Below are 19,799 nucleotides of genomic sequence, written 5' to 3'. Positions count from 1 at the left end.
GTTGTCTCCCGCTAGGCACAGCATTTCCATCATCCAATTTACCGCCCTTTACTTACACAGGCCGCTTGGCAAGCAGCGCCCAGACACCCGCTGAAGAGAGTAACGTTCCGCCAACCAAGTTGAAGCGGCGCTGGGCACGACGCGATGCGAGCATCTTACGCACCGACGTTGCGAATACGGCGTAGAGAGTGGCATTCAGCGTTGCCAACACCACGAACGTGATCGCAAGTATCCACAGTTGTTGCCCAGCATCGGCGTTCGGGCTGACGAATTGCGGCAAAAAGGCGACGAAGAAGATAATGCCCTTCGGGTTAAGCGCTGTCACAAGATAGGTGTTAGTGAAGAGCTTCCAGCACGAACCTGATACCGCCGGTGTTACCGGCTGCACCGACGATATACCGGCACGCAACAGCTTGATGCCCATATACAGCAGGTATAAACCACCGATCCATTTGATCACGGTGAACCAGAATGCCGAGGTGGCTAACACCGCTCCCAAGCCAAGCAGTGAAAAGAGCAGCGCCGTTGAGTCACCCAATGCCACCGCAGCGACAAGCGGAATATTAGCGCGCCTGCCTTGGGCAATGGAGTAGCTAACCACGGTCCAAATCGTTGGCCCAGGAATAGCGAGCAAGGCGACGGACGCAAGAGCAAAGGCGAACCAGATTTCAATCGACATGGAAAGCTACCTCACAGGTTGTTGATGCTAAGTTAGCATAAGATCCATGTCGATAGGAGTACCCTGTTCAAAGCTTAATAGCTCTATCTGTCATGCAGACTTTTAACCATTACCCTACGTTGCGGCTTGGCCAACGCCTTACTGAAACGTGGGTGGAATGGGTCGAGGAAGTGTTGGAGGAAGAGTAATAGCTATTGGTGAAACCAGATCCTTATGGAAGCAGGGGCTTTGGTGGGGGCTGTTATCAGCCAATAGAGGCTACCGGCGCTTTATGGGCTGGCTTTTAGAAGCTCAAAAAAAGAGGGCGGTAGGAATTCATCGATATAGCTGTCATTGAATTCGACTAACCGCGCCAACGCTTCGGGGTCGGGTAACTTCACGTGCTGACGGTTTCGGATCACCAGCCCCTCCTCACGCAGCATTTAGAAAGTCCGGCTCACGTGAACCGGGCTCATCCCCAGCGCGTCGCTAATCAGCTCCTGCGTGAGCGGCATGAAGAAGCTATTATCCTTAACGGCCTTGATCCGCTTAAGTCGCAGATAGATTTCGTAGAGAAAGTGCGCCAGCTGCTCGTGGGCTGAATACTTGCCGAGGTAGATCAGCCGCTCGGAGAGTTGCGCCTGCTGACGCGTTGCTGTGGCCACGATACCGGCGGCTAGGCTTGAACGCCCAAAGAGCTCAAAAAGCTGTTGATAGGAGAATGGACAAATCACCCCTTTATTAATCATTGCCGCACTCGCTAGGCGGCGAGTGAAACCAAAATCGCGAATACCGATGATATCGCCAGGAAGGTAAAACTTGAGGACCTGCTTTGAACCATTTTTTAAGTTGCGATAGGAGTATGCCCAGCCCTCCTTGACCACGCAGAACAGATCAGCATCCTCGCTTTCCTGCCAGAGCACCTCGCTAGCCGACATATACCGAGGGCTGAGCTCAAGGCCCAGCAATAGCGCTTTGTCTTCTGGAGACAGCGCGCCTTGAGTACTAAGGCCCCGCATCACTTCTGTATCGATGAGAGACACTCTGTTACCCCTCAGGCAAATGGTTTATTAGCGTTATTCTAAAACATTTGCCTACTTTACCAACCTAACGTAGGTTATGAATTATATGTATTATCAAATGGTTGCATGAATCCTACAGGGATGGTCCGGCTCCAGAATGCCACACGTCAACGTCGATTCGACAATAATTCAGGCAGCGTCATCAGGTCAGCCCCGGCATTGTCGCAAGACCTTCGGCGTTAATGTCTGACTATCTTGCTAAACGACCCCCTGGTAAAACGTCATCCTGCTTTAGAAGTAAGCGGTTTTCTGCGCTATTGATAACACTGACACCATAAGAGCGTCAGAATAGACGTTGCGTATCACTTCTCAAAGCAAAGGAGTTGCAAATGAAGCACCATGAAAAAATTAGACACGTTGGACACAAAAGCTTTTCCCTGCTGGCTCGGCTTGGCCGCCACGAGATAGCGATGCTGCTATGCGTCGCGGTACTTTCCGGCGGGATTTGGGGGTTCGTCACCCTGGCCGATGAGGTGAGCGAGGGAGATACCCAGACCATCGATGAGAGTCTGCTGCTCGCCCTTCGCAACCCCGCCGATCTTAGCGACCCGATTGGGCCGGGCTGGGTTGAAGAAATGGGGCGGGACTTTACTGCGCTTGGCGGTGTCGGCGTGCTGGTACTCATCACGTTAGGCGCTCTGGGCTACCTGTTACTCGCCGGACGCTATCGCGCGGCCCTCTTTGCCGCGATCGCGGTCCCCGGCGGCATTCTCCTCAGCACCGTGATGAAGATAGGTTTTGATCGCCCTCGCCCGGATCTCGTGCCGCATGAAGCCATGGTTTACACCGCAAGTTTTCCCAGCGGGCATTCAATGATGTCTGCCGTCACCTACCTCACCCTGGCCGCGCTACTCACCCGCGTTCAGCCCGCTTTGAGGCTGAAGGCTTATCTTCTGATTCTGGCGATATTACTAACCCTGCTGGTGGGCGTAAGCCGCGTCTACCTTGGTGTCCATTGGCCCACCGATGTGCTTGCCGGTTGGACAGCCGGGGCAAGCTGGGCCGCACTGTGCTGGATCGTGATGCGCTGGATGCAGCGGCATGGGCAGGTAGAGACAGAAGTTAGTGGGTCGGACACTGAATAACGTGGCTCAAGTAGCGCTGGGCAACACAGTGGATGTTGCCCAGCCATCTGCAAGCATGAATCTTCGGCTTAAAGCCAATAACAGGAGCTGATGATATCTAGCCTAGCCAGCCGTTACGGATCATCTATCCGATAAAAAATATAACGGTATCTCAAAGCTGAAAAATAAGCCTAACGCTTTAGATACAAAGGATAAGCTTGTAGCGGAACCAGGCTCAGTCTGTCAGACACATTGCTACATTTTGATGATTTCATCAGGCCAAGGTGAGGATAGGTTTACTTTTAAGTAGGGTCTTCACTATATAACCATGCGCCCTGACACTTTATACGCTAATATCAATTCTCGAAAGCTGGCTTCATACAGCTTAATAAGTCAAATAATGAATTTATAGAGGCAAATATCATGAGCAAAGGACAAGACAGTAAAAAAAATACTAAAAAGAAACCACTTTTAACGGCCAAAGAAAAGAAAGCTGTAAAATCATCAAAGAAAAGTGAAAAAAATGTGCTAGGGAAGCTCTGAAAAAGTCACTGCCATCAGCGATAATACGGCTATCGTCAACTGCATAGGATTCAGTGCTGCCATGGATCAAATCACCTTCTCAGAAGCCGAGTACCAGAACAAGAAGCGAAAGACCCGCCGCGAACTCTTTCTGGAGCGGATGGACAAGCTGATCCCCTGGACGCAGTTGGAGAAGAAGGTAGCCCGTTATTACCCCAAGGGCGAGAGCGGGCGGCCTCCGTATCAACTGTCTGCCATGCTCCGCGTCCATTGCATGCAATTGTTTTACAACCTGAGCGATCCGGCCATGGAAGACGCCCTCTACGAGATCGAGTCCATGCGCCAATTCGCCGGTTTGAAACTGGACCGATTGCCGGACGAAACCACGATTCTCAAGTTTCGCCATTTTCTGGAACGCCACGGCCTTGGCAAGGTGCTGTTCCAGGAAGTGAACAACCACCTGGAGAAAAATGGCCTGATGCTGCGCGAAGGGAGCATTGTCGATGCCACTATCATTTCTGCGCCTAGTTCCACCAAAAACAAAAAAGGCGAGCGCGATCCGCAAATGCACCAAACTAAAAAAGGTAGCTCTTGGCACTTTGGCATGAAAATGCACATAGGTGTCGACGATAAGCTTGGGTTGATTCACAGCATTGAGACCACGGCTGCCAATGTCCATGACATTGTGCCTGCCGATAAGCTCCTTCACGGTGAAGAGCAACGCGTCTTCGGTGATGCCGGTTACCTTGGTATTCAAAAACGAGACGAGCACAAGCACCGCAACGATGTCTCTTGGTATATTGCCAAACGGCCTGGCACCCGCAAGCAGCTAGATGCCAGGCGACAGAAAGTCGAAAAAATCAAAGCCAGTATCCGTGCCAAGGTGGAGCACCCCTTTCGGTACATCAAACAAGTTTTTGGTTATGGCAAGGCTCGCTATCGTGGACTGGCCAAAAACACTCAGCGCCTGCACTTGCTGGCGGCGTTCAGCAACCTGCTGATCAGTGAGAAATACCTATGGGAATAGGGCGATTGCGCCCGTTTTCCGCTCAATGAGCGGGAAACGGGCAAAAATACACAAAGAACGGGAGAAGAATGTCTGAATTTTCGATTTTTTCTCGGCTCAAGTGAGCGGTGATGAATATCGGCAGTTATTCAGACCTTCCCTAGGTAATTAAACCAGCCTAGCAAGCTGAGCATTCCGGTGCCCTGCCAAGAGCAATATCCAATCTGCAATATTGTCTAGGCACCGATTATATTAAATCGACAACGCCGACACCCCTTCATAATTTAAATAGCCTCTTTGCGCTCTAATTTTTCTGCTTTAATTGACCACAAGCCAAGCCAAGCCAAGCCAAGAAAAACTGTAAAGGTAAGCGAGCATATAACAATAGTTTGGGCAACTCTGGATATTGCTCAGGATGTAACGCCATATTGATATTGGCAGGATAGACAGCAGCCATTAGGATGATCAAACCACATGCGGCCCAAAAGCGAGTTTGGGAACCAAAATACCAATAGCTCCGGCCAGTTCAAAAATACCGCTAATCATCACCAACTCTTTGTGATAACCCAGATAATCCGGCATTGCCATTACAAAAAATCAGTAAAAAATGAGCAAGTCCACCAACAAAGAAAATAGCTGGGTGGGGATACTACCGTTCAATACCACTTTTAGTGGCCACGCCGGACACCATCGCTAACATGCCCCTCTCTTTATCCCTGGTAGCATCAAACAACAGGGCGGCACCGTTTAAGTGTCGCCCTGTGAAGTTTTTACTGCTTAATAGCAATGATCGCTATGTCCCCTTGTGCACGCTGCATTTCTCAAGCGCATCGGCCAACTGGAGCAGTAACTGGTCGTACAGCGTTGGCCCAAGGGGCAATTCAACGCCCAAGGGGTCGATAACACCCATCACGGCCGGTGTATCACCAAAGACGTTTTCTACCATCGTAGCGTTGAATTGAGGCTCACTGAATACGCAATGGATATCATTCTCCCGCACATGCTGCTGCAGGGCTTCAATGCGCGCCGGGCTGGGGTCAGAGGCATCGCCCAGCGAAATAGCGCCTGCTGAAGGGACGTCAAAACGCTGCTCAAAATACTGGTAGGCATCGTGGAAGACCACAAAGCGCGGTGCTGATTGCTCAGCAAACTGGCTTTCCAGCGACATTTGCAACGCCAGCACATCGGCTTTGGCCTGGGTAGCGTTACTCTGATAGGTCTCGGCGTTTTCAGGATCCATCGCGCTTAAACGACCGGCAATGGCATCTAGCCAGAAGCGAGCATTTTGTGGGTCTAACCAACCGTGTGGGTCTTCCCCATCATGATGGTGGTCGTGGTCGTGGTCGTGGTCGTGGTCGTGGTCGTGGTCGTGGTCGTGGTCGTGATGATCATCATGAACGCCCATGAGATCAGTCGATCGATCGCGATAATTCAGCACCTGCGTTTCGTCTAACGCCATCAGTTGCATATGCTCGGCATCTGACGCTAATGACGTCAGTGGGCTGGCAAGCCACGGTGTTAAGTCATTGCTGACCCAAACCACTAACTCAGCAGCATCCAGCGTTTTTGCTTCCGAAGGGCGCAGCGAGTACCCATGGGGAGAGGCACCCTGCTGCATAAACAGCGTAGGCTCCCCCAACTCCCCCATCACTTTACTGACCAGCGAATGTACCGGCGGGATGTCTACTGCGACTTTCGGCACATCGGCCATGGCGGCCAATGGAAATCCCAGCAGTACCGGCAACGTCATACGGGCAAGTGATATTTTCATTACATGCGCTCCTTTTAAGTTGTTTCGTTTTGCTGACTCGTTAACCTCTTGGCACTCGCACAAATTATGTTATAACATAACAATAAATCAACTCGGAGCCTATTATGTTTTCGCGTCTATCAACAAAAGGCATACCTGAATATTGCACCTCGTTGACAGACAATGCGTTGCTGAGAACCGATCAGTTGACGGTTCAATTTGGCCAGCAGCCGGTCCTGGAAAACATCAATCTGTCGCTAAAACCTGGTCAGATTGTCACCCTCATTGGCCCCAATGGCTCCGGTAAATCCACACTGGTCAAGACGCTGATAGGTGCGATCAAACCTTCCGCTGGTCATATTGTCCGCTCGCGTGATCTGAAGATCGGTTATGTGCCCCAACGCCTGCATCTGGATCCTACCTTACCGATGACGGTGCATCGCTTTATCAACCTCCCCAAACGGCATGCCAGCCGTGATATTGCCGAAGCATTAGAACAGGCGGGCGCCGAACATCTGTTGAATGCGGCCATGAATCATCTTTCCGGTGGCCAGCTGCAACGAGTGCTCTTGGCTCGCGCGCTACTATCGCGTCCCTCTTTGTTGTTGCTGGATGAAGCTACACAGGGGCTGGATCACCGGGGCGTTGCCGAGTTCTACCAGCGCATTGAACAGATCCGCCAACGCTCCCACTGTGCGGTGCTGATGGTCAGCCACGACTTGCATGTGGTCATGCGCACGGCAGACCACGTGATCTGCCTGAACAGGCATGTCTGCTGTGAAGGCCAACCCGAGAAAGTCTCCGCATCACCTCAGTACCATGCACTTTTCGGTGACCAAGCGGCTAGCGCACTGGCTTTCTATCGTCACCAACATGCGAACCCACAAGATAAGGAGGTGTTGCGTCATGCTGGATGACTTCATGTGGCGCGCTGCATTGGCAGGGCTCGGTGTGGGGTTAGCCGCAGCGCCGCTGGGATGCTTCGTTGTTTGGCGGCGAATGGCCTATTTCGGGGATGCCACCGCCCATGCGGCTATTCTAGGGGTGGCCTTGGCCCTGCTATGAAATCTCTCCATTTTCGCCGGTGTGATGGGCGTTGCTCTGCTGATGGCCTTTTGTGTGTCGACATTAAGCGGCAAAGGCTATGCCATGGACACCCTGCTAGGGGTAGTCGCGCACTCTGCCCTGGCCATTGGGCTGGTGGCCGTTTCCTTTGTTTCCGGCGTGCGTATTGATCTGCATGCTTACCTGTTTGGCGACATTTTGGCCGTGGGCAAAATCGACCTTGCGGTTATCTGGACGGGAGCCGTTCTGGTCATCAGTTTGATGTTATGGCGTTGGCAGGCGCTTTTAACTGCAACGCTCAACGAAGAACTCGCCTATGCCAGCCATATCAACCCGCGTCGTGAACAGCTGGTGTTGACGGTAGCGCTGGCCATTGTGGTGGCCGTCGCCCTCAAGGTGGTCGGCGCACTCTTGATTGCTGCGCTCTTGATTATCCCTGCCGCCACGGCGCGACCTTTCAGCCGCACCCCGGAACAGATGGCGCTTATTGCCGCCATGATAGCGATGGTAGCCACGACTGGCGGGCTGCGCGCCGCTTACATGTTTGACACACCGACAGGCCCGACCATTGTCTCTCTGGCCGCAGTGCTGTTTGTTCTTGCCATGCTCGTGACCCAAAGTTGGCGATTTTTATGCCAGCACCTCTCTATACGCGGCAAACCCGCCTCTACTCGTAGGGATCAATAACGCGGTGGATGACCGAGCTGCATCGGTTTACCGCGTGACTACTTATATCCCGTTTTACCATCGCTTATGGAGCCATTTATGTCTTCGCTACCCGCTACTCACCTAATGCTGCCAGAGCATGCAGCCATCGATAACGACATCAGCGTGTTACCGCGTATCTTTGAAGACGCCATTAATATCGCGATCTTTCAGCGGCCTCTTCCCGCCGATATCGCCTTTAGCGCGCAGGCACAATGCCAAACAGACCGCGCCTGGCAATATAGCTGGCTGGGTCATCCCGATGAAACGTTCATTGCCGACTTACGGCGACGGCTTCCTGCGCCGGAAGCTGCTGACCCACTAATCGACGATATGGCGACCATCGCTGAAGCGATCGCTTTTTTGTTTGATACCCAGACCGTCGGCATACGCGTGCGCCTGCTCAACAGTGCCATGTGCCCGCGGTTTCATTGCGACAACCTCCCCGCGCGCATGGTGACCACCTATTTCGGTCCGGGCAGCGAATGGCTGCCGGAGCACGCCATCAACCGTGACGGTTTGGGCGCGCCACATCCCACCCGACCCGACATAGCAACCGATGCCAGCGCTATTCAACGCCTTTCACCGGGTGACATAGCGTTACTTAAAGGAAGCGGCTGGGAAGGCTGCGAAGAGCGCGGCTTAGTGCATAGAAGCCCTTCCCTGGGTAACGATCAAAAAAGACTTTTGATGTCCATTGATCCCGCTTAGACATTGCTATAGCGACTCGCTTATTTCCATCGTGGAGACGACATGACATCGATAATTCGCCTCTATAACACGCTAACACGCACTAAAGGGCCGCTTCGCACCGAGCGTCCCGACCGGGTGACCCTGTATGTCTGTGGCCCCACGGTTTATAACTTCGCGCACATTGGTAACGCCCGACCCGCGGTTATTTTTGACTTACTGGCGCGTTTATTGCGGCATGACTACCCCGAGGTCGTTTACGCACGCAATTTTACCGACGTAGACGACAAAATTAATGCCGCCGCGGCAGAGGCCGGGGTACCGATTGGCACCATTACCGAACGCTATATCGACGCTTACCATGAGGATATGCAGGCGCTGGGGGTGTTGTCGCCGGATTTAGAGCCTCGAGTGACTGCCCACATTAACGACATTATCGAGCTGATCGCGACACTGATTACCCGTGGCCACGCTTATGAGGCCCAGGGACACGTGCTTTTTGATGTGGCGTCTTACCCTGAGTATGGAGCGCTTTCCGGACGCCGCACCGAGGATATGCTGGCGGGGGCGCGCGTAGAGGTTGCCCCCTACAAGCGCAATCCCCTCGATTTCGTGCTCTGGAAGCCTTCCACGTCAGCCATGCCCGGCTGGCAAAGCCCCTGGGGCCGCGGACGCCCCGGCTGGCACGTGGAGTGCACGGCGATGATCGGCCAACACCTGGGTCATACCATCGATATTCACGGTGGCGGCCAGGATTTGATCTTTCCTCACCACGAAAATGAGATTGCCCAAGGCACCTGCGCCCACGGCGCGCTCTACTGCCATACCTGGGTACACAACAGTTTTATTACTGTCGACGGACAGAAAATGTCTAAATCGCTCGGCAATGTACTGCTGGTGCGCGACCTACTCAGCCAAGCGCCCGGTGAAGCGATCCGTTTTGCGCTGCTGGCGACCCACTATCGTCACCCGCTGGATTGGAACTCTCGTCGCTTGGCTGAGGCGAGGCAAACGCTGGTGCGCTGGTACCGCCGCCTAGCCTCGGCCGCTGGGGATGAGCAGGTTGAGTGGAAGAACGTAGCGCCGGATGCCGAGGTGCTGGAAGCGCTGCGCGACGATCTTAATGTTCCCCGGGTGATTAGCCGTTTGCACGAGCTGGCAAGCGCTATTGGTAATGCCACTACCGAAGACAATGCGCGCACTGCAGCCTACCGACTGCGCGCCTCTGCCGCGTTAATCGGCTTACTACAGCAACCGGCAGTAAGCGCCTTAAATGCCCTGCGGGAATTACCGGATCAAGCCTCGCCAGACCGACTGCCCGTCAGTCAGATTGATGCGCTAGTAGCAGAACGCCATCACGCCCGCCAGCAGCGCGATTTCGCCCAGGCCGATGCCCTGCGAAATGCCCTTGAAGCGGCTGGCGTAGTGGTCCACGACACGCCGCATGGCAGCGAGTGGCAGTACGCCGACGCGGTGACGGTATGAGCAGGGAGGCGCGTAATGCAACACTATGATGTGATTGTCGTTGGGGCTGGCCCGGCGGGGATAGGCTTGGCCACTATGTTGGCAAAACTGCCCGATCTGGATTACACCCTTCTGGAGGGCGGGCTTATCGGGGAGTCGCTGCGCCGCTGGCCTGCGCAAACGCGCTTTATCACCCCCTCTTTCTACAGCAACCCCTTCGGCCTAGCCGATCTCAACGCCGTGGATGCATTGAGCTCACCCGCTCTGCACTGCGGCGTAGAGCACCCCAGCGGCGCCCAGTATGCAGACTATTTGAGCTTTGTTGCCCAACAACACAATTTGCCCATCCGCGAAAATTGCCATGTGCAGGAAGTAGCGTCCGCGGCGGACGGCGGCTTTATTCTGAGTACCGAGCAGGGCGAACTGACGACGCGCTTTCTGGTCTGGGCTACCGGTGAGTATCAGTTTCCCGAGCTGTCGCCATTCCCAGGGGCGAGTTGGTGCCAACATTATGCCGAAGTGGAAAACTGGGCAGACTTTACCGCTCCTCGCTATTCAGTGATCGGTGGGTACGAGAGCGGCGTCGATGCGGCGATCAATCTGGTTCAACTTGGGCGATCGATACGCCTGTTAGCGCGCAAATCCTCCTGGGACCCCAGCAGTCCCCACGACCCCAGCCTTTCCCTTTCGCCTTATACCCGTGGCCGCTTGGACGAGGCGGTCAACACCGGGCGGCTGGAGATTGTCTTCGGTGCGGATATTGTCGAAGTCATCGCTAATGCGGACACCGGGTTTAGCATACATGCCACCGACGGCCGTCAATGGGCGTGTGAGCAGCCACCTATACTCGGTACGGGTTTTATCAGCGGCGGCGGGGCAAGCCAGATCGAATCGCTGTGGGAGCGGGATCACCAAGGGCAGATACGGCTCAACGAGGTAGATGAATCCACCCTGACGCCCGGGCTATTTTTAGTCGGCCCGCAAGTACGCCACGACCCGCAAATCTACTGCTTTATTTACAAGTTTCGCCAGCGCTTCAGCATGCTTGCCACCTACTTGGCCGAACGTTTGGAGATCGATGCCTGGGTGCTAGAAGCCGATAACCAAGTATGGGGAGCCTTCGGCAATCAGGAATGCTGTGAGGAGTGCCAATGCTAACACTCTCATCTCGCCCACGATTGCCCGGTGTAACGCTAACTTCCAGCCTGCTTTTGGCGGCGATCGTTGGTGGGGCGTTACTTGGCCATTTCGCCCCCGCTCGTGGGCAGTGGCTGGGCGACAACGTCGATGCCACGCTGCTGACAATGATTGGCTTACTCTTTTTCAGTGTGCGTTTTGAGATGCTTGCCCAGCAGGCGAGTAACCTGCGCTTTTTGGCCATCGCCCTGGTAGCCAACTTTGTGTTCGTGCCCCTGATTGGCTATGGCGTCGCCGCATTGTTCATGGCGGCCCATCCGCTATTGATGGTGGGGTTGGTGATCTACTTTATGGCGCCGTGTACCGATTGGTTTCTCGGCTTTACCCGCCTGGCAGGAGGCAATATTGCGCTGGGCATGGCACTGGTTCCCCTCAACATGCTGATCCAGCTGCTGCTTTATCCACTCTATTTGCAGTGGTTTACCCAGCAGACGGGAAGCATTGAGGTGCAGCTGATCGGTACAACGCTACTCTACTGGTTTGTGCTCCCAGCGATTGCCGCGTTAACGCTGCATCACATCCTGCGCCGCGTACTTGGCGCGCAACGCTTTGCGCAGTGCCTGACCTGGGCAGACCGCGCCACTCCCTGGGTTATCGCCCTGCTGGTGATGCAAATATTCGCGGGTAATATCGCCGTGATGCTCGCTCACCACCGTGTGTTTGCTTTACTACTGCTGTCGGTGTTTGTGTTTTTCGTGCTGACCTTTTTGCTAAGCGAGATTATCTGCCGCTTCTGCCGTCTGGATTACCCGGAGCACGCGTTACTCACCATGACGATCGCTGCCCGCAATGCCCCCTTGATGCTAGCGGTCACGATGACCGCGTTACCTGGACAACCGCTGATCTATGCCGCCCTGGTGATTGGTATGTTAGTGGAGTTCCCCCATCTAACACTCCTTCGGCGCGTACTGCTGGCGCTCAGCGCCCGCCGCTACCCGAGCCAGCGGCAGACATAGCTGTACATAGCTTTTGTGCTCTAACGAAGCGCTCTTCACGCGCCCTATCACTTCTGTCACCTAGCGCTTGCTAACCTCTGATAAATTATGAGTTTACCCAATGACCACGAACACACTCGAACAGGCCGTCACCATCACACTACCAGATGGCGCCCAACGCCACTTTGACCACCCCATCAGTGTCGCAGAGGTGGCGTATGCCATTGGCCCCGGGCTTGGCAAACAGGCTATCGCTGGCAAGCTCAACGACCGACTGGTCGACGCCTGCGAGATGATCCACAGCGATGCCCAGCTACAGATCATTACCCCACGCGATGAGGCAGGGCTCGAGATCATTCGCCACTCCTGTGCGCATCTGGTCGGTCACGCCGTCAAACAGCTCTACCACAGCGCCATGATGGTGATTGGGCCCGTCATTGAAGACGGCTTCTACTACGATATCGCCTTTGAGCGGCCCTTTACGCCCAGCGATCTCGCCGCCATTGAAGCGCGCATGCAGGCGCTGATCGATCAAGAGTATGACGTTGTAAAGCGCATCACCCCACGGAATGAAGCGGCTGAGCTGTTTACAACCCGCGGTGAAGCTTACAAGCAGCGCTTAATCGAAGAGATGCCCGAGGAGGTAAAAGCGGTAGGACTCTATGTCCATCAAGAATACGTGGATATGTGCCGTGGCCCTCATGTTCCCAACACGCGTTTCCTTAACGCCTTCAAACTGACCAAGTTAGCTGGCGCCTACTGGCGGGGCGATGCCAAAAACGAACAGCTACAACGCATTTACGGCACCGCCTGGGCGGATAAAAAGCAGCTAAAAGCGTACTTACAGCGCCTTGAAGAGGCCGAAAAGCGCGACCATCGGCGTCTGGGGCGTGGCTTGGAACTGTTTCACTTTCAGGAAGATGCGCCTGGCGCAGTTTTCTGGCACCCCCGCGGCTGGGCGATTTTCCAGTCACTGATTGATTACATGCGCCGCCGTCAGCAGGCCGCAGGCTATGTGGAGGTAAATTCCCCCGATGTGATGGACCGCAGCCTATGGGAAATTTCCGGCCACTGGCACAACTATCGCGAGCATATGTTCACCACCGAGACCGAAGATGGCCGCTCGCTGGCGCTCAAACCGATGAACTGCCCCGGTAGCGTGCTGCTCTACCGCCACGGCTTAAAGAGCTATCGTGATCTACCCATCCGTATGGGTGAATTTGGCAAGGTGCACCGCTACGAGCCCTCCGGCGCGCTCCATGGGTTGCTCCGGGTGCGCCACTTTACTCAAGACGATGCGCATATCTACTGCACCCCCGGCCAGATGGACGCCGAGTGCCGCGACGTGGTGGCCCTGGTGCTGGACATCTACCGTCAGTTCGGCTTTGAGGAGGTGAGTATCAAGCTCTCCACCCGCCCGGAAAACCGCATGGGCGACGACGCCACCTGGGATGTTCTGGAAGGCGCGTTGGAGCAGGCGCTAACGGGCATGGGGCTTGAGTACCGACTCAATCCGGGAGAAGGCGCTTTCTACGGACCTAAGCTGGAGTTTGTGCTGCGCGACGCCATTGGCCGCGACTGGCAGTGCGGAACGCTGCAGGTGGATATGAACCTGCCCGAGCGCTTCGGCCTTGAATACGTGGATGAGGACGGCCAGCGCAAACCTCCGGTGATGCTGCATCGGGCGCTGTTTGGCTCGCTGGAGCGCTTTATCGGTATTTTGATCGAGCACTACGCGGGCAAGCTTCCGGCCTGGCTCTCGCCGGTTCAGGCAGTAGTGCTGTCGATTACCGACGAGCACGCCGCTTATGCTCGGGACGTCGCCCAGCTACTCAATGGTGTGGGGGTACGTACCGAAGTAGACACACGCAATGAGAAGATCGGCTACAAAATTCGCGAACAAACCCTCCAGCGAATTCCCTTTTTGCTTGTGGCGGGGGCGAAAGAGCGCGATGCAGGCACCATTGCGATACGTACTCGTGAAGGCGAAGACCTGGGCGTAGTACCTCTCAAGCAGGCGATAGCGCAACTGCTAGAGCAAGTTCAAGCCCCCGATGATCATCAACGCCAAACCGATCTTCAGCGTCTGCTTGAGCGAATGAGCGCAGCCTGATGTGACGGACTTACACCCTGGGCGATCGGTGCCCACCGGCGCATTTATACTACGTTATAACGTTAAAATTAGGCGGAATCGCTGTATGAGTGACCCGAGTAACAACGCTGACAAACAGCGTGAAGTAACGATGAAAGAGTGGGAAGCCAAGCTACTGGCCATGCCGGCTAGTGACTATATGAACGACGAGCAGCTGGCGTTTTTCCGTCAGCGGCTGCTGGCCGAACGCGAAGAACTTGAAGCACATTTAAAGGAGATGAAAACCGCGATTGCCTCCCACGAGCGCGACAGCGACGAGGCGGACCAAGCCTCGTTTGAAGAGGAGTTGCGCCTGGCATTGCGTCAAGCCAATCGGGAAAGCCGCTTGGTCAACAATATCGATGCGGCATTAAAGCGAATCGAGAATGGCGATTACGGCTACTGCGAAGAGACTGGCGAGCCTATCGGTATTCCACGCCTAATGTTCAGGCCTACTGCACGATTATGTATTGAGGCCAAAGAGCGTCAGGAGCGCAAAGAACACCATTACCGTAAAGCGAGGTGGGAGTAGGACATTATGCAAGAGCCATCGCTACTACCGATCAATGTATTGACAGGTTTTTTGGGCAGTGGAAAAACTACCCTTCTCAACCGTTGGGTTCACCAAACCTCCATGCGCAATACGTTGGTGGTGATCAATGAGTTCGGCGATATCGGCTTGGATCACCAGTTGCTTACCCACAGCGATGAACAAGCGGTCATCGAAATGAGTAGCGGCTGTTTATGCTGCACGCTGCGTGGTGATCTGAGTCGGACGCTGCAAGAAGCGCTCGAGGATATCGCGGCTCAAGACAAGCCCCTGCCCTCTCGGGTGGTTATCGAAACCACCGGGTTAGCTGAACCTACGTCGCTACTGCAGCTGTTAATGACAGATCACTGGCTGGCACACCGCTTTAGGCTCGATAGCGTCGTGTGCTGCGTCGATGCGGCCAATGGCGCGGCGACCCTGGAAGCTCACCGGGAGTCGCAGCATCAGGTCGCGGTGGCCGACAAGCTGTTAATCACCAAAACCGACTTGGCTAGTGAGGAGACGGTTTCCCGACTGGCGAATCAATTGGCCAAGTTAAACCCGGCAGCGGAGCAGTGGCAGGTCATCAACGGCGAACTCTCGGCGGATTTACTGGTGGGCTCAGGGCTTTACCGAACCGATACGCAAGGCTATCAAGTAGAGCAGTGGCTAAAAGCAAGCAGCTACGCACTGCATCAGGCTGAGACACCATCCTCCGCATTTTCAGCACCACTGAAAAATTCAACGATGAGTCCTCACCGATCGAGCGACCATTCCCACCACAGCAGCAATATTAAAGCGTTCTGCTTTAGCGTTAATGAGCCTATCAAACCGGAGGCACTGGAGAATTGGCTGGATATTTTGATGTCGTTGATGGGCGACAAAATGCTGCGTATTAAAGCCGTGGTGCACCTTACCGATCGAGAGACGCCGCTGGCGCTACATGGCGTGCAGCATATTTTTCATCCCCCGGCGCCATTGCCAGCGAACAGCGTTCACGACCGTGTTTCACGATTTGTCTTCATCACCCAAAACGTGGCACCAGAAACGGTCGCGGAGCTTTACACCTTTTTTAACTCATCCAAAGAGGTAGAGGAATGACCGTTTTCACCTTGCCCGATGTCGCAAGCCAAACTACTCGTTCGCCAGGGGCGTTAACGTGGGTGGGCATGGAAGGTATCGCGCTACCTATTCGGCTCGGTAGCCGCAGCGTAACTGTCAAGATCAATGCCGGGGTGAGCCTGGAGAACCCTGACGCTCGCGGGATCCATATGTCCCGCCTTTATTTGGCGCTGGAAACGTTAGAAGAGAAGGCGTTAACGCTTTCTGCAGTAAAGGCATTATTAAGCACGTTTTTAGCAAGCCACGAAGGGCTTTCACAGCATGCCTATCTAACCTTTAAAGGCGAATTGCCACTTAAACGTGAGGCGCTGATTAGCCCACTGGCCGGGTGGAAAAGCTACCCCTTTACTCTGCGCTGCCAAGTAACGCCGACTGGCTTCCAGGCTGATATTGACCTTGAGGTGGGTTACTCATCCACCTGCCCCTGCTCGGCGGCGCTGGCACGACAATTAATTCAACAGGCCTTTGATGAAGATTTTGCGGAAATCCCGTTAACCAAAGCGGCGGTATCGGCGTGGCTAGGCAGTGAAGAGGGAATATTGGCGACACCTCACAGTCAGCGCAGCTTTGCTCACTGCACGCTGCGCCTTGCAGAAGAGGATGCCAACACACTGCAGATAGATGAGTTTGTAGCGCGTTCGATTAATCGCATTGAAAAGACGCTCGGTACCGCGTTGCAAACGGCCGTTAAGCGTATCGACGAGCAGGCCTTTGCCCTCGCCAATGGCCAGAACCTGATGTTCTGTGAAGACGCGGTGAGAAGGCTTGATCGAGCACTGCGTAAGGCGCCAGGAGTGGCCGCATTTAAACTCAAGGTCGTGCATGCAGAAAGCCTTCATGCGCATGATGCCGTGGCGCGTAGCGAGTGGAATTGGTAGCAAAATTATAGCCAAACGAAGGGTTGTAGAAACCCTCTATGATCCGCTTATACAGTGTTCTGCTACCTTTCATAAAACTTGAACAATGCTAGAAAAGCCAAAGATCAATACGTGTTAGCTTGCCCTATTTATAATCGGATAAACATGCCCGCAAGCTTATCCGACATTAAGCAAGTAAAATGTGTTCTAAGCACATGATTGAGTTGAATTTAATTTTAATGCCCAGACAGGAGATTAAACCGCCCCGCTAAACTCTGTTGTTATAAGGGGCTCGACCTCACGCGAACAAGCAGGCATGGTGCGTGTTATTATTCACCAACAGCGAACCAACAGGAGGGTACGCCAATGCCGCACAATCTGACTCAAAACCTGTCAAAAAACCTATGCAAGATGGGGCTATTATCGCTCTTAGCGATGTCTTCCAGCGCCTTTAGCCAACAACCGGGGGCGGCCGGTAATGATGTCACCACCGAATCGTTCCAGGATTGGGAAGTCCGCTGCCAGCGTAATGCTGAAGGCCCAACCCCGTGTGCGATGGCGCAATTGATCACGCAACCTGACAGCAACCAGCCGTTGATGCAGGTAGTGCTCGACTATCCGCCTCAGATCGATGACCCGGTGATGAGCTTCTTCGTGCCGCTGGGCGTACGCCTAGCTCCAGGCTTGCAATTGGTGGTGGATAACGGTGAGCCAATCCAGTTCCCCTATCAGGTCTGCCAGGAACAAGGCTGCCGCGCTGACGCCCCCATTGAACCAGCGATGCTACAGCAGCTCCGCAGTGGCAATACGGCCACCCTGAGCATGATTAGCCCACGCGGTGAACGCATGGATGTCGATATTTCGCTGATCGGCTTTACCGATGCTAGTACTCGCATCGCTCGCTAACCTTAGAAGCCTTATCCAACAACGCCGGCCCGTGAGGGCCGGCAAGTCTACCTGCCGCTGATAACAGGCTTGCGTTGACACCTGCTGCCGCGGTTTCAATGTAAAACTGCTCTCTACCACCTACCCTTCCGGCACGATGGTCTTAGTATCGAACGACACGTTAGCTGGAAAGCGCTCTTAGCTAGAAATGAATAACGCTTGGAAATAGCAGAACCGGCAGAGGTTTGGTAGGGAAAACGCCTGCACTGGCTATAGCGTCGCTATCGGCCATGAGCGGACTGCTTATCCGCGAATTAACCCCTTTTAGACACATTGACACGGTGGGCCTTCTATCTACTGCCTAGGCAGGTCGGTTTCAAAGCTGAGATCCCTAAGTACATCAAGTGACGTACCGAAAATGTAAAGTGAGCTTTACTTATAGTCTAGCATTAATTAATGTAAAGCCTGCTTTACATTGGAGGCTGCATAGATGAGATATCTTTACGAGATGGGCGCTGCTTTAGGGTGTTACATGGTCGTGCTGGTGGCGTCATTGTTCGCTCTGAATCAATTCCAGTATGCCGATTTTGTATCCCGCGCGATCATTACCCTTTCCCCAATTATCCCTGCAGCATTTATGTGTTGGGCGGTAGTACGGAAATTGCGACGACTGGATGAAATGCAACTGCGGATTCAGTTCGAAGCACTGGGATTTGCATTCGCAGCCTCAGCACTGTTGACTTTTAGCTATGGCTTCATGGAAAACATCGGTGCGCCTCATCTTCCATGGCTATGGGTATGGCCCGTCATGGGACTAATGTGGATCGTTGGGTTAATGATCGCTAAGCATCGATATCAATGAAAAACAAACTTAAAGCGCTGCGCGCCCAGCACCATTGGTCGCAGCAGGATTTAGCCACAATCCTGGGCGTCTCCCGTCAGACTATTAACGCGATTGAAAATGGCAGATATGACCCAAGTTTACCGCTGGCATTCCAGATTTCTCGCGCCTTTAGTTTGCCCATTGAGAAAATTTTTGATGATGAGAACCACGCGACATGAGCCGAAGCAGTCTGTTACTTCACCGCGAGGATGGTAGCTCACAATGTCGCTTCTTTGCTCGCGAAAGCATTGCGTAGACATGCCTCCTTTCTCAATCAATACGAGTAGGCTCGAGGCCAGAGGTGTCATACCCCCCCAATTAAGCGCCTAATCGGAACAAGGAACGGGGATTAGTATCAAGAATATGCTGTCGATCGTCAGCGTCATTAATCCAGTCATTGAGCCATCTGAAGGTATCGCCGTAAGTATGCTTATCCTCATGACGTGTCCACGGCCAATCGCTGCCCCACACCAATCGGTCTCGCCCAAGATGGTGCAATAACGCTTGAACATGCGGTTTTAGGTCTGCCACCGGTGAGCGATAGGGAGCCGAGAGCTTTACCCAGGTTCGCTCTGCCTGTCCTGATTCAAGCAGAAGACGGCAGCCCCGGTCTTGCATGGGTTCGGCCTCGACGGGTAACCCAATATGATCAATGACTAACTTAACACCATGCTCGTGTAACGCTGGGAAAATTTCAGGCAGCCGATTTCCTTCCAGATGCAACTCAAGATGCCAGTCCATGGTTTTAAGATTATCCAGGAAGTCTATCCATTGCGGATCACTGAGGTTAGGCAATGCACTTCGCCCCTCAATAAGATTCCACCGAACGCCCACAATCCCAGTAGCATCAAGAGCGGCTATTTCTTCAATCGTCGTTTCTTTGGGGAGCTGAACCACCCCACGATAAGCATGATCAAGCTTAGCGAGGATCTCAAGAAGTTGCCGATTATCGTTTCCTAGAAAGCTTGGTTGCACCAGGACTCCACCACTTAATTGACAGCTTTCGAGATTTTCTTGCCAATCCACGAGAGGAGCAGGACGGGAGGGAGTGTAGTTAGACTCCTGGACGTTCTTAAAGGACCCGTAAACATGAGCATGGCAATCAAAACCTAATTTCACCGTTAGTACCTCTTGACCTAAACCTGGGCATTTTACATACACTAACTTGTTATACATAAGTCTAGTTCTCTAGAGAACTGGTTGACTAGAAGTATACACGGGTCTTCAATGACCTCAAGAAATCAAAATGACCAC

21 protein-coding genes and 1 pseudogene are annotated in these 19,799 nt (G+C 53.8%); 15 read left to right on the top strand and 7 right to left on the bottom strand.

Annotation, left to right across the window (positions count from 1 at the left end):
• Positions 1 to 52: 52 nt before the first annotated feature.
• The 3 genes from ACXUPB_RS09355 to ACXUPB_RS09345 form a co-directional block, all read right to left on the bottom strand.
• Complete coding sequence (locus tag ACXUPB_RS09355; protein WP_339935078.1) at positions 53 to 679, bottom strand: LysE family translocator; 627 nt, start codon at positions 677 to 679, stop codon at positions 53 to 55.
• Between the two features lie 269 nt (positions 680 to 948).
• Positions 949 to 1,101 carry a hypothetical protein gene (locus ACXUPB_RS09350; RefSeq protein ID WP_339935080.1) on the bottom strand — a complete coding sequence of 51 codons (153 nt, stop codon included), beginning with the start codon at positions 1,099 to 1,101 and terminating at the stop codon, positions 949 to 951.
• The gene (locus tag ACXUPB_RS09345; RefSeq protein ID WP_339935081.1) at positions 1,102 to 1,701 is read right to left on the bottom strand and encodes a Crp/Fnr family transcriptional regulator; all 600 of its coding nucleotides are present in this window, start codon (positions 1,699 to 1,701) and stop codon (positions 1,102 to 1,104) included. It abuts the gene before it with no gap.
• A gap of 368 nt (positions 1,702 to 2,069) precedes the next feature.
• Between ACXUPB_RS09345 and ACXUPB_RS09340 the strand changes: the two genes are divergently transcribed.
• Positions 2,070 to 2,825 carry a phosphatase PAP2 family protein gene (locus tag ACXUPB_RS09340; RefSeq protein WP_472956376.1) on the top strand — a complete coding sequence of 252 codons (756 nt, stop codon included), beginning with the start codon at positions 2,070 to 2,072 and terminating at the stop codon, positions 2,823 to 2,825.
• 583 nt (positions 2,826 to 3,408) lie between these two features.
• A complete protein-coding gene (locus tag ACXUPB_RS09335) occupies positions 3,409 to 4,353 on the top strand; it encodes an IS5 family transposase (protein WP_101147219.1) in 945 nt (314 codons plus the stop codon).
• Positions 4,354 to 4,636: 283 nt separating this feature from the next.
• On the opposite strand, the gene ACXUPB_RS09330 is transcribed toward ACXUPB_RS09335, so the two are convergent.
• The 3 genes from ACXUPB_RS09330 to ACXUPB_RS09320 all read right to left on the bottom strand — a co-directional run bounded on the left by ACXUPB_RS09330 (position 4,637) and on the right by ACXUPB_RS09320 (position 6,103).
• Positions 4,637 to 4,789: a DoxX family protein gene (locus tag ACXUPB_RS09330; RefSeq protein WP_472956374.1), complete on the bottom strand. Its 153-nt coding sequence runs from the start codon at positions 4,787 to 4,789 to the stop codon at positions 4,637 to 4,639.
• A gap of 8 nt (positions 4,790 to 4,797) precedes the next feature.
• Positions 4,798 to 4,920 carry a DoxX family protein gene (locus tag ACXUPB_RS09325; protein ID WP_281372583.1) on the bottom strand — a complete coding sequence of 41 codons (123 nt, stop codon included), beginning with the start codon at positions 4,918 to 4,920 and terminating at the stop codon, positions 4,798 to 4,800.
• Between the two features lie 205 nt (positions 4,921 to 5,125).
• Positions 5,126 to 6,103, bottom strand: a complete 978-nt coding sequence (locus ACXUPB_RS09320) for a zinc ABC transporter substrate-binding protein (protein WP_472956372.1) — start codon at positions 6,101 to 6,103, stop codon at positions 5,126 to 5,128.
• A 104-nt stretch (positions 6,104 to 6,207) separates the two neighbouring features.
• On the opposite strand from ACXUPB_RS09320, the gene znuC reads away from it, so the two are divergent.
• The 13 genes and pseudogenes from znuC to ACXUPB_RS09255 all read left to right on the top strand — a co-directional run bounded on the left by znuC (position 6,208) and on the right by ACXUPB_RS09255 (position 18,724).
• Positions 6,208 to 6,999 carry a zinc ABC transporter ATP-binding protein ZnuC gene (znuC, locus tag ACXUPB_RS09315; RefSeq protein WP_472956370.1) on the top strand — a complete coding sequence of 264 codons (792 nt, stop codon included), beginning with the start codon at positions 6,208 to 6,210 and terminating at the stop codon, positions 6,997 to 6,999.
• Positions 6,989 to 7,834 (top strand): annotated as a pseudogene (locus tag ACXUPB_RS09310) (metal ABC transporter permease). Before znuC ends, ACXUPB_RS09310 begins: the two are co-directional and overlap by 11 nt.
• 78 nt (positions 7,835 to 7,912) lie before the next feature.
• Positions 7,913 to 8,563, top strand: a complete 651-nt coding sequence (locus ACXUPB_RS09305) for a DUF1826 domain-containing protein (RefSeq protein ID WP_246362441.1) — start codon at positions 7,913 to 7,915, stop codon at positions 8,561 to 8,563.
• A 42-nt stretch (positions 8,564 to 8,605) separates the two neighbouring features.
• Positions 8,606 to 10,027, top strand: a complete 1,422-nt coding sequence (cysS, locus tag ACXUPB_RS09300) for a cysteine--tRNA ligase (protein ID WP_339935710.1) — start codon at positions 8,606 to 8,608, stop codon at positions 10,025 to 10,027.
• Between the two features lie 15 nt (positions 10,028 to 10,042).
• Positions 10,043 to 11,164 carry an NAD(P)/FAD-dependent oxidoreductase gene (locus ACXUPB_RS09295; protein WP_472956368.1) on the top strand — a complete coding sequence of 374 codons (1,122 nt, stop codon included), beginning with the start codon at positions 10,043 to 10,045 and terminating at the stop codon, positions 11,162 to 11,164.
• Entirely contained in the window at positions 11,158 to 12,159 is a 1,002-nt protein-coding gene (locus ACXUPB_RS09290; RefSeq protein ID WP_179917317.1) for an arsenic resistance protein, read from the top strand. Before ACXUPB_RS09295 ends, ACXUPB_RS09290 begins: the two co-directional genes overlap by 7 nt.
• Before the next feature lie 100 nt (positions 12,160 to 12,259).
• The gene (gene thrS, locus ACXUPB_RS09285) at positions 12,260 to 14,251 is read left to right on the top strand and encodes a threonine--tRNA ligase (RefSeq protein WP_472956367.1); all 1,992 of its coding nucleotides are present in this window, start codon (positions 12,260 to 12,262) and stop codon (positions 14,249 to 14,251) included.
• An 85-nt stretch (positions 14,252 to 14,336) separates the two neighbouring features.
• Positions 14,337 to 14,801 carry an RNA polymerase-binding protein DksA gene (gene dksA / locus ACXUPB_RS09280; RefSeq protein ID WP_218927809.1) on the top strand — a complete coding sequence of 155 codons (465 nt, stop codon included), beginning with the start codon at positions 14,337 to 14,339 and terminating at the stop codon, positions 14,799 to 14,801.
• A gap of 6 nt (positions 14,802 to 14,807) precedes the next feature.
• Positions 14,808 to 15,899 carry a CobW family GTP-binding protein gene (locus ACXUPB_RS09275; protein ID WP_339935713.1) on the top strand — a complete coding sequence of 364 codons (1,092 nt, stop codon included), beginning with the start codon at positions 14,808 to 14,810 and terminating at the stop codon, positions 15,897 to 15,899.
• A complete protein-coding gene (gene folE2, locus ACXUPB_RS09270; protein ID WP_339935714.1) occupies positions 15,896 to 16,798 on the top strand; it encodes a GTP cyclohydrolase FolE2 in 903 nt (300 codons plus the stop codon). The genes ACXUPB_RS09275 and folE2 overlap by 4 nt, the downstream gene beginning before the upstream one ends.
• A gap of 345 nt (positions 16,799 to 17,143) precedes the next feature.
• Positions 17,144 to 17,683 carry an invasion associated locus B family protein gene (locus ACXUPB_RS09265; RefSeq protein WP_339935715.1) on the top strand — a complete coding sequence of 180 codons (540 nt, stop codon included), beginning with the start codon at positions 17,144 to 17,146 and terminating at the stop codon, positions 17,681 to 17,683.
• 469 nt (positions 17,684 to 18,152) lie between these two features.
• Entirely contained in the window at positions 18,153 to 18,524 is a 372-nt protein-coding gene (locus tag ACXUPB_RS09260) for a hypothetical protein (protein ID WP_472956363.1), read from the top strand.
• A complete protein-coding gene (locus ACXUPB_RS09255; RefSeq protein ID WP_179917322.1) occupies positions 18,521 to 18,724 on the top strand; it encodes a helix-turn-helix transcriptional regulator in 204 nt (67 codons plus the stop codon). The genes ACXUPB_RS09260 and ACXUPB_RS09255 overlap by 4 nt, the downstream gene beginning before the upstream one ends.
• Positions 18,725 to 18,863: 139 nt before the next feature.
• Here ACXUPB_RS09255 and ACXUPB_RS09250 read toward each other — a convergent pair whose 3' ends face one another.
• Complete coding sequence (locus tag ACXUPB_RS09250) at positions 18,864 to 19,721, bottom strand: amidohydrolase family protein (protein ID WP_179917323.1); 858 nt, start codon at positions 19,719 to 19,721, stop codon at positions 18,864 to 18,866.
• Positions 19,722 to 19,799 lie beyond the last annotated feature (78 nt).

Source organism: Vreelandella sp. DA03-1M (genome assembly GCF_055725665.1).
Note: the sequence above shows the minus strand (reverse complement) of the source record. Positions and strands in the feature narration are given on the sequence as shown.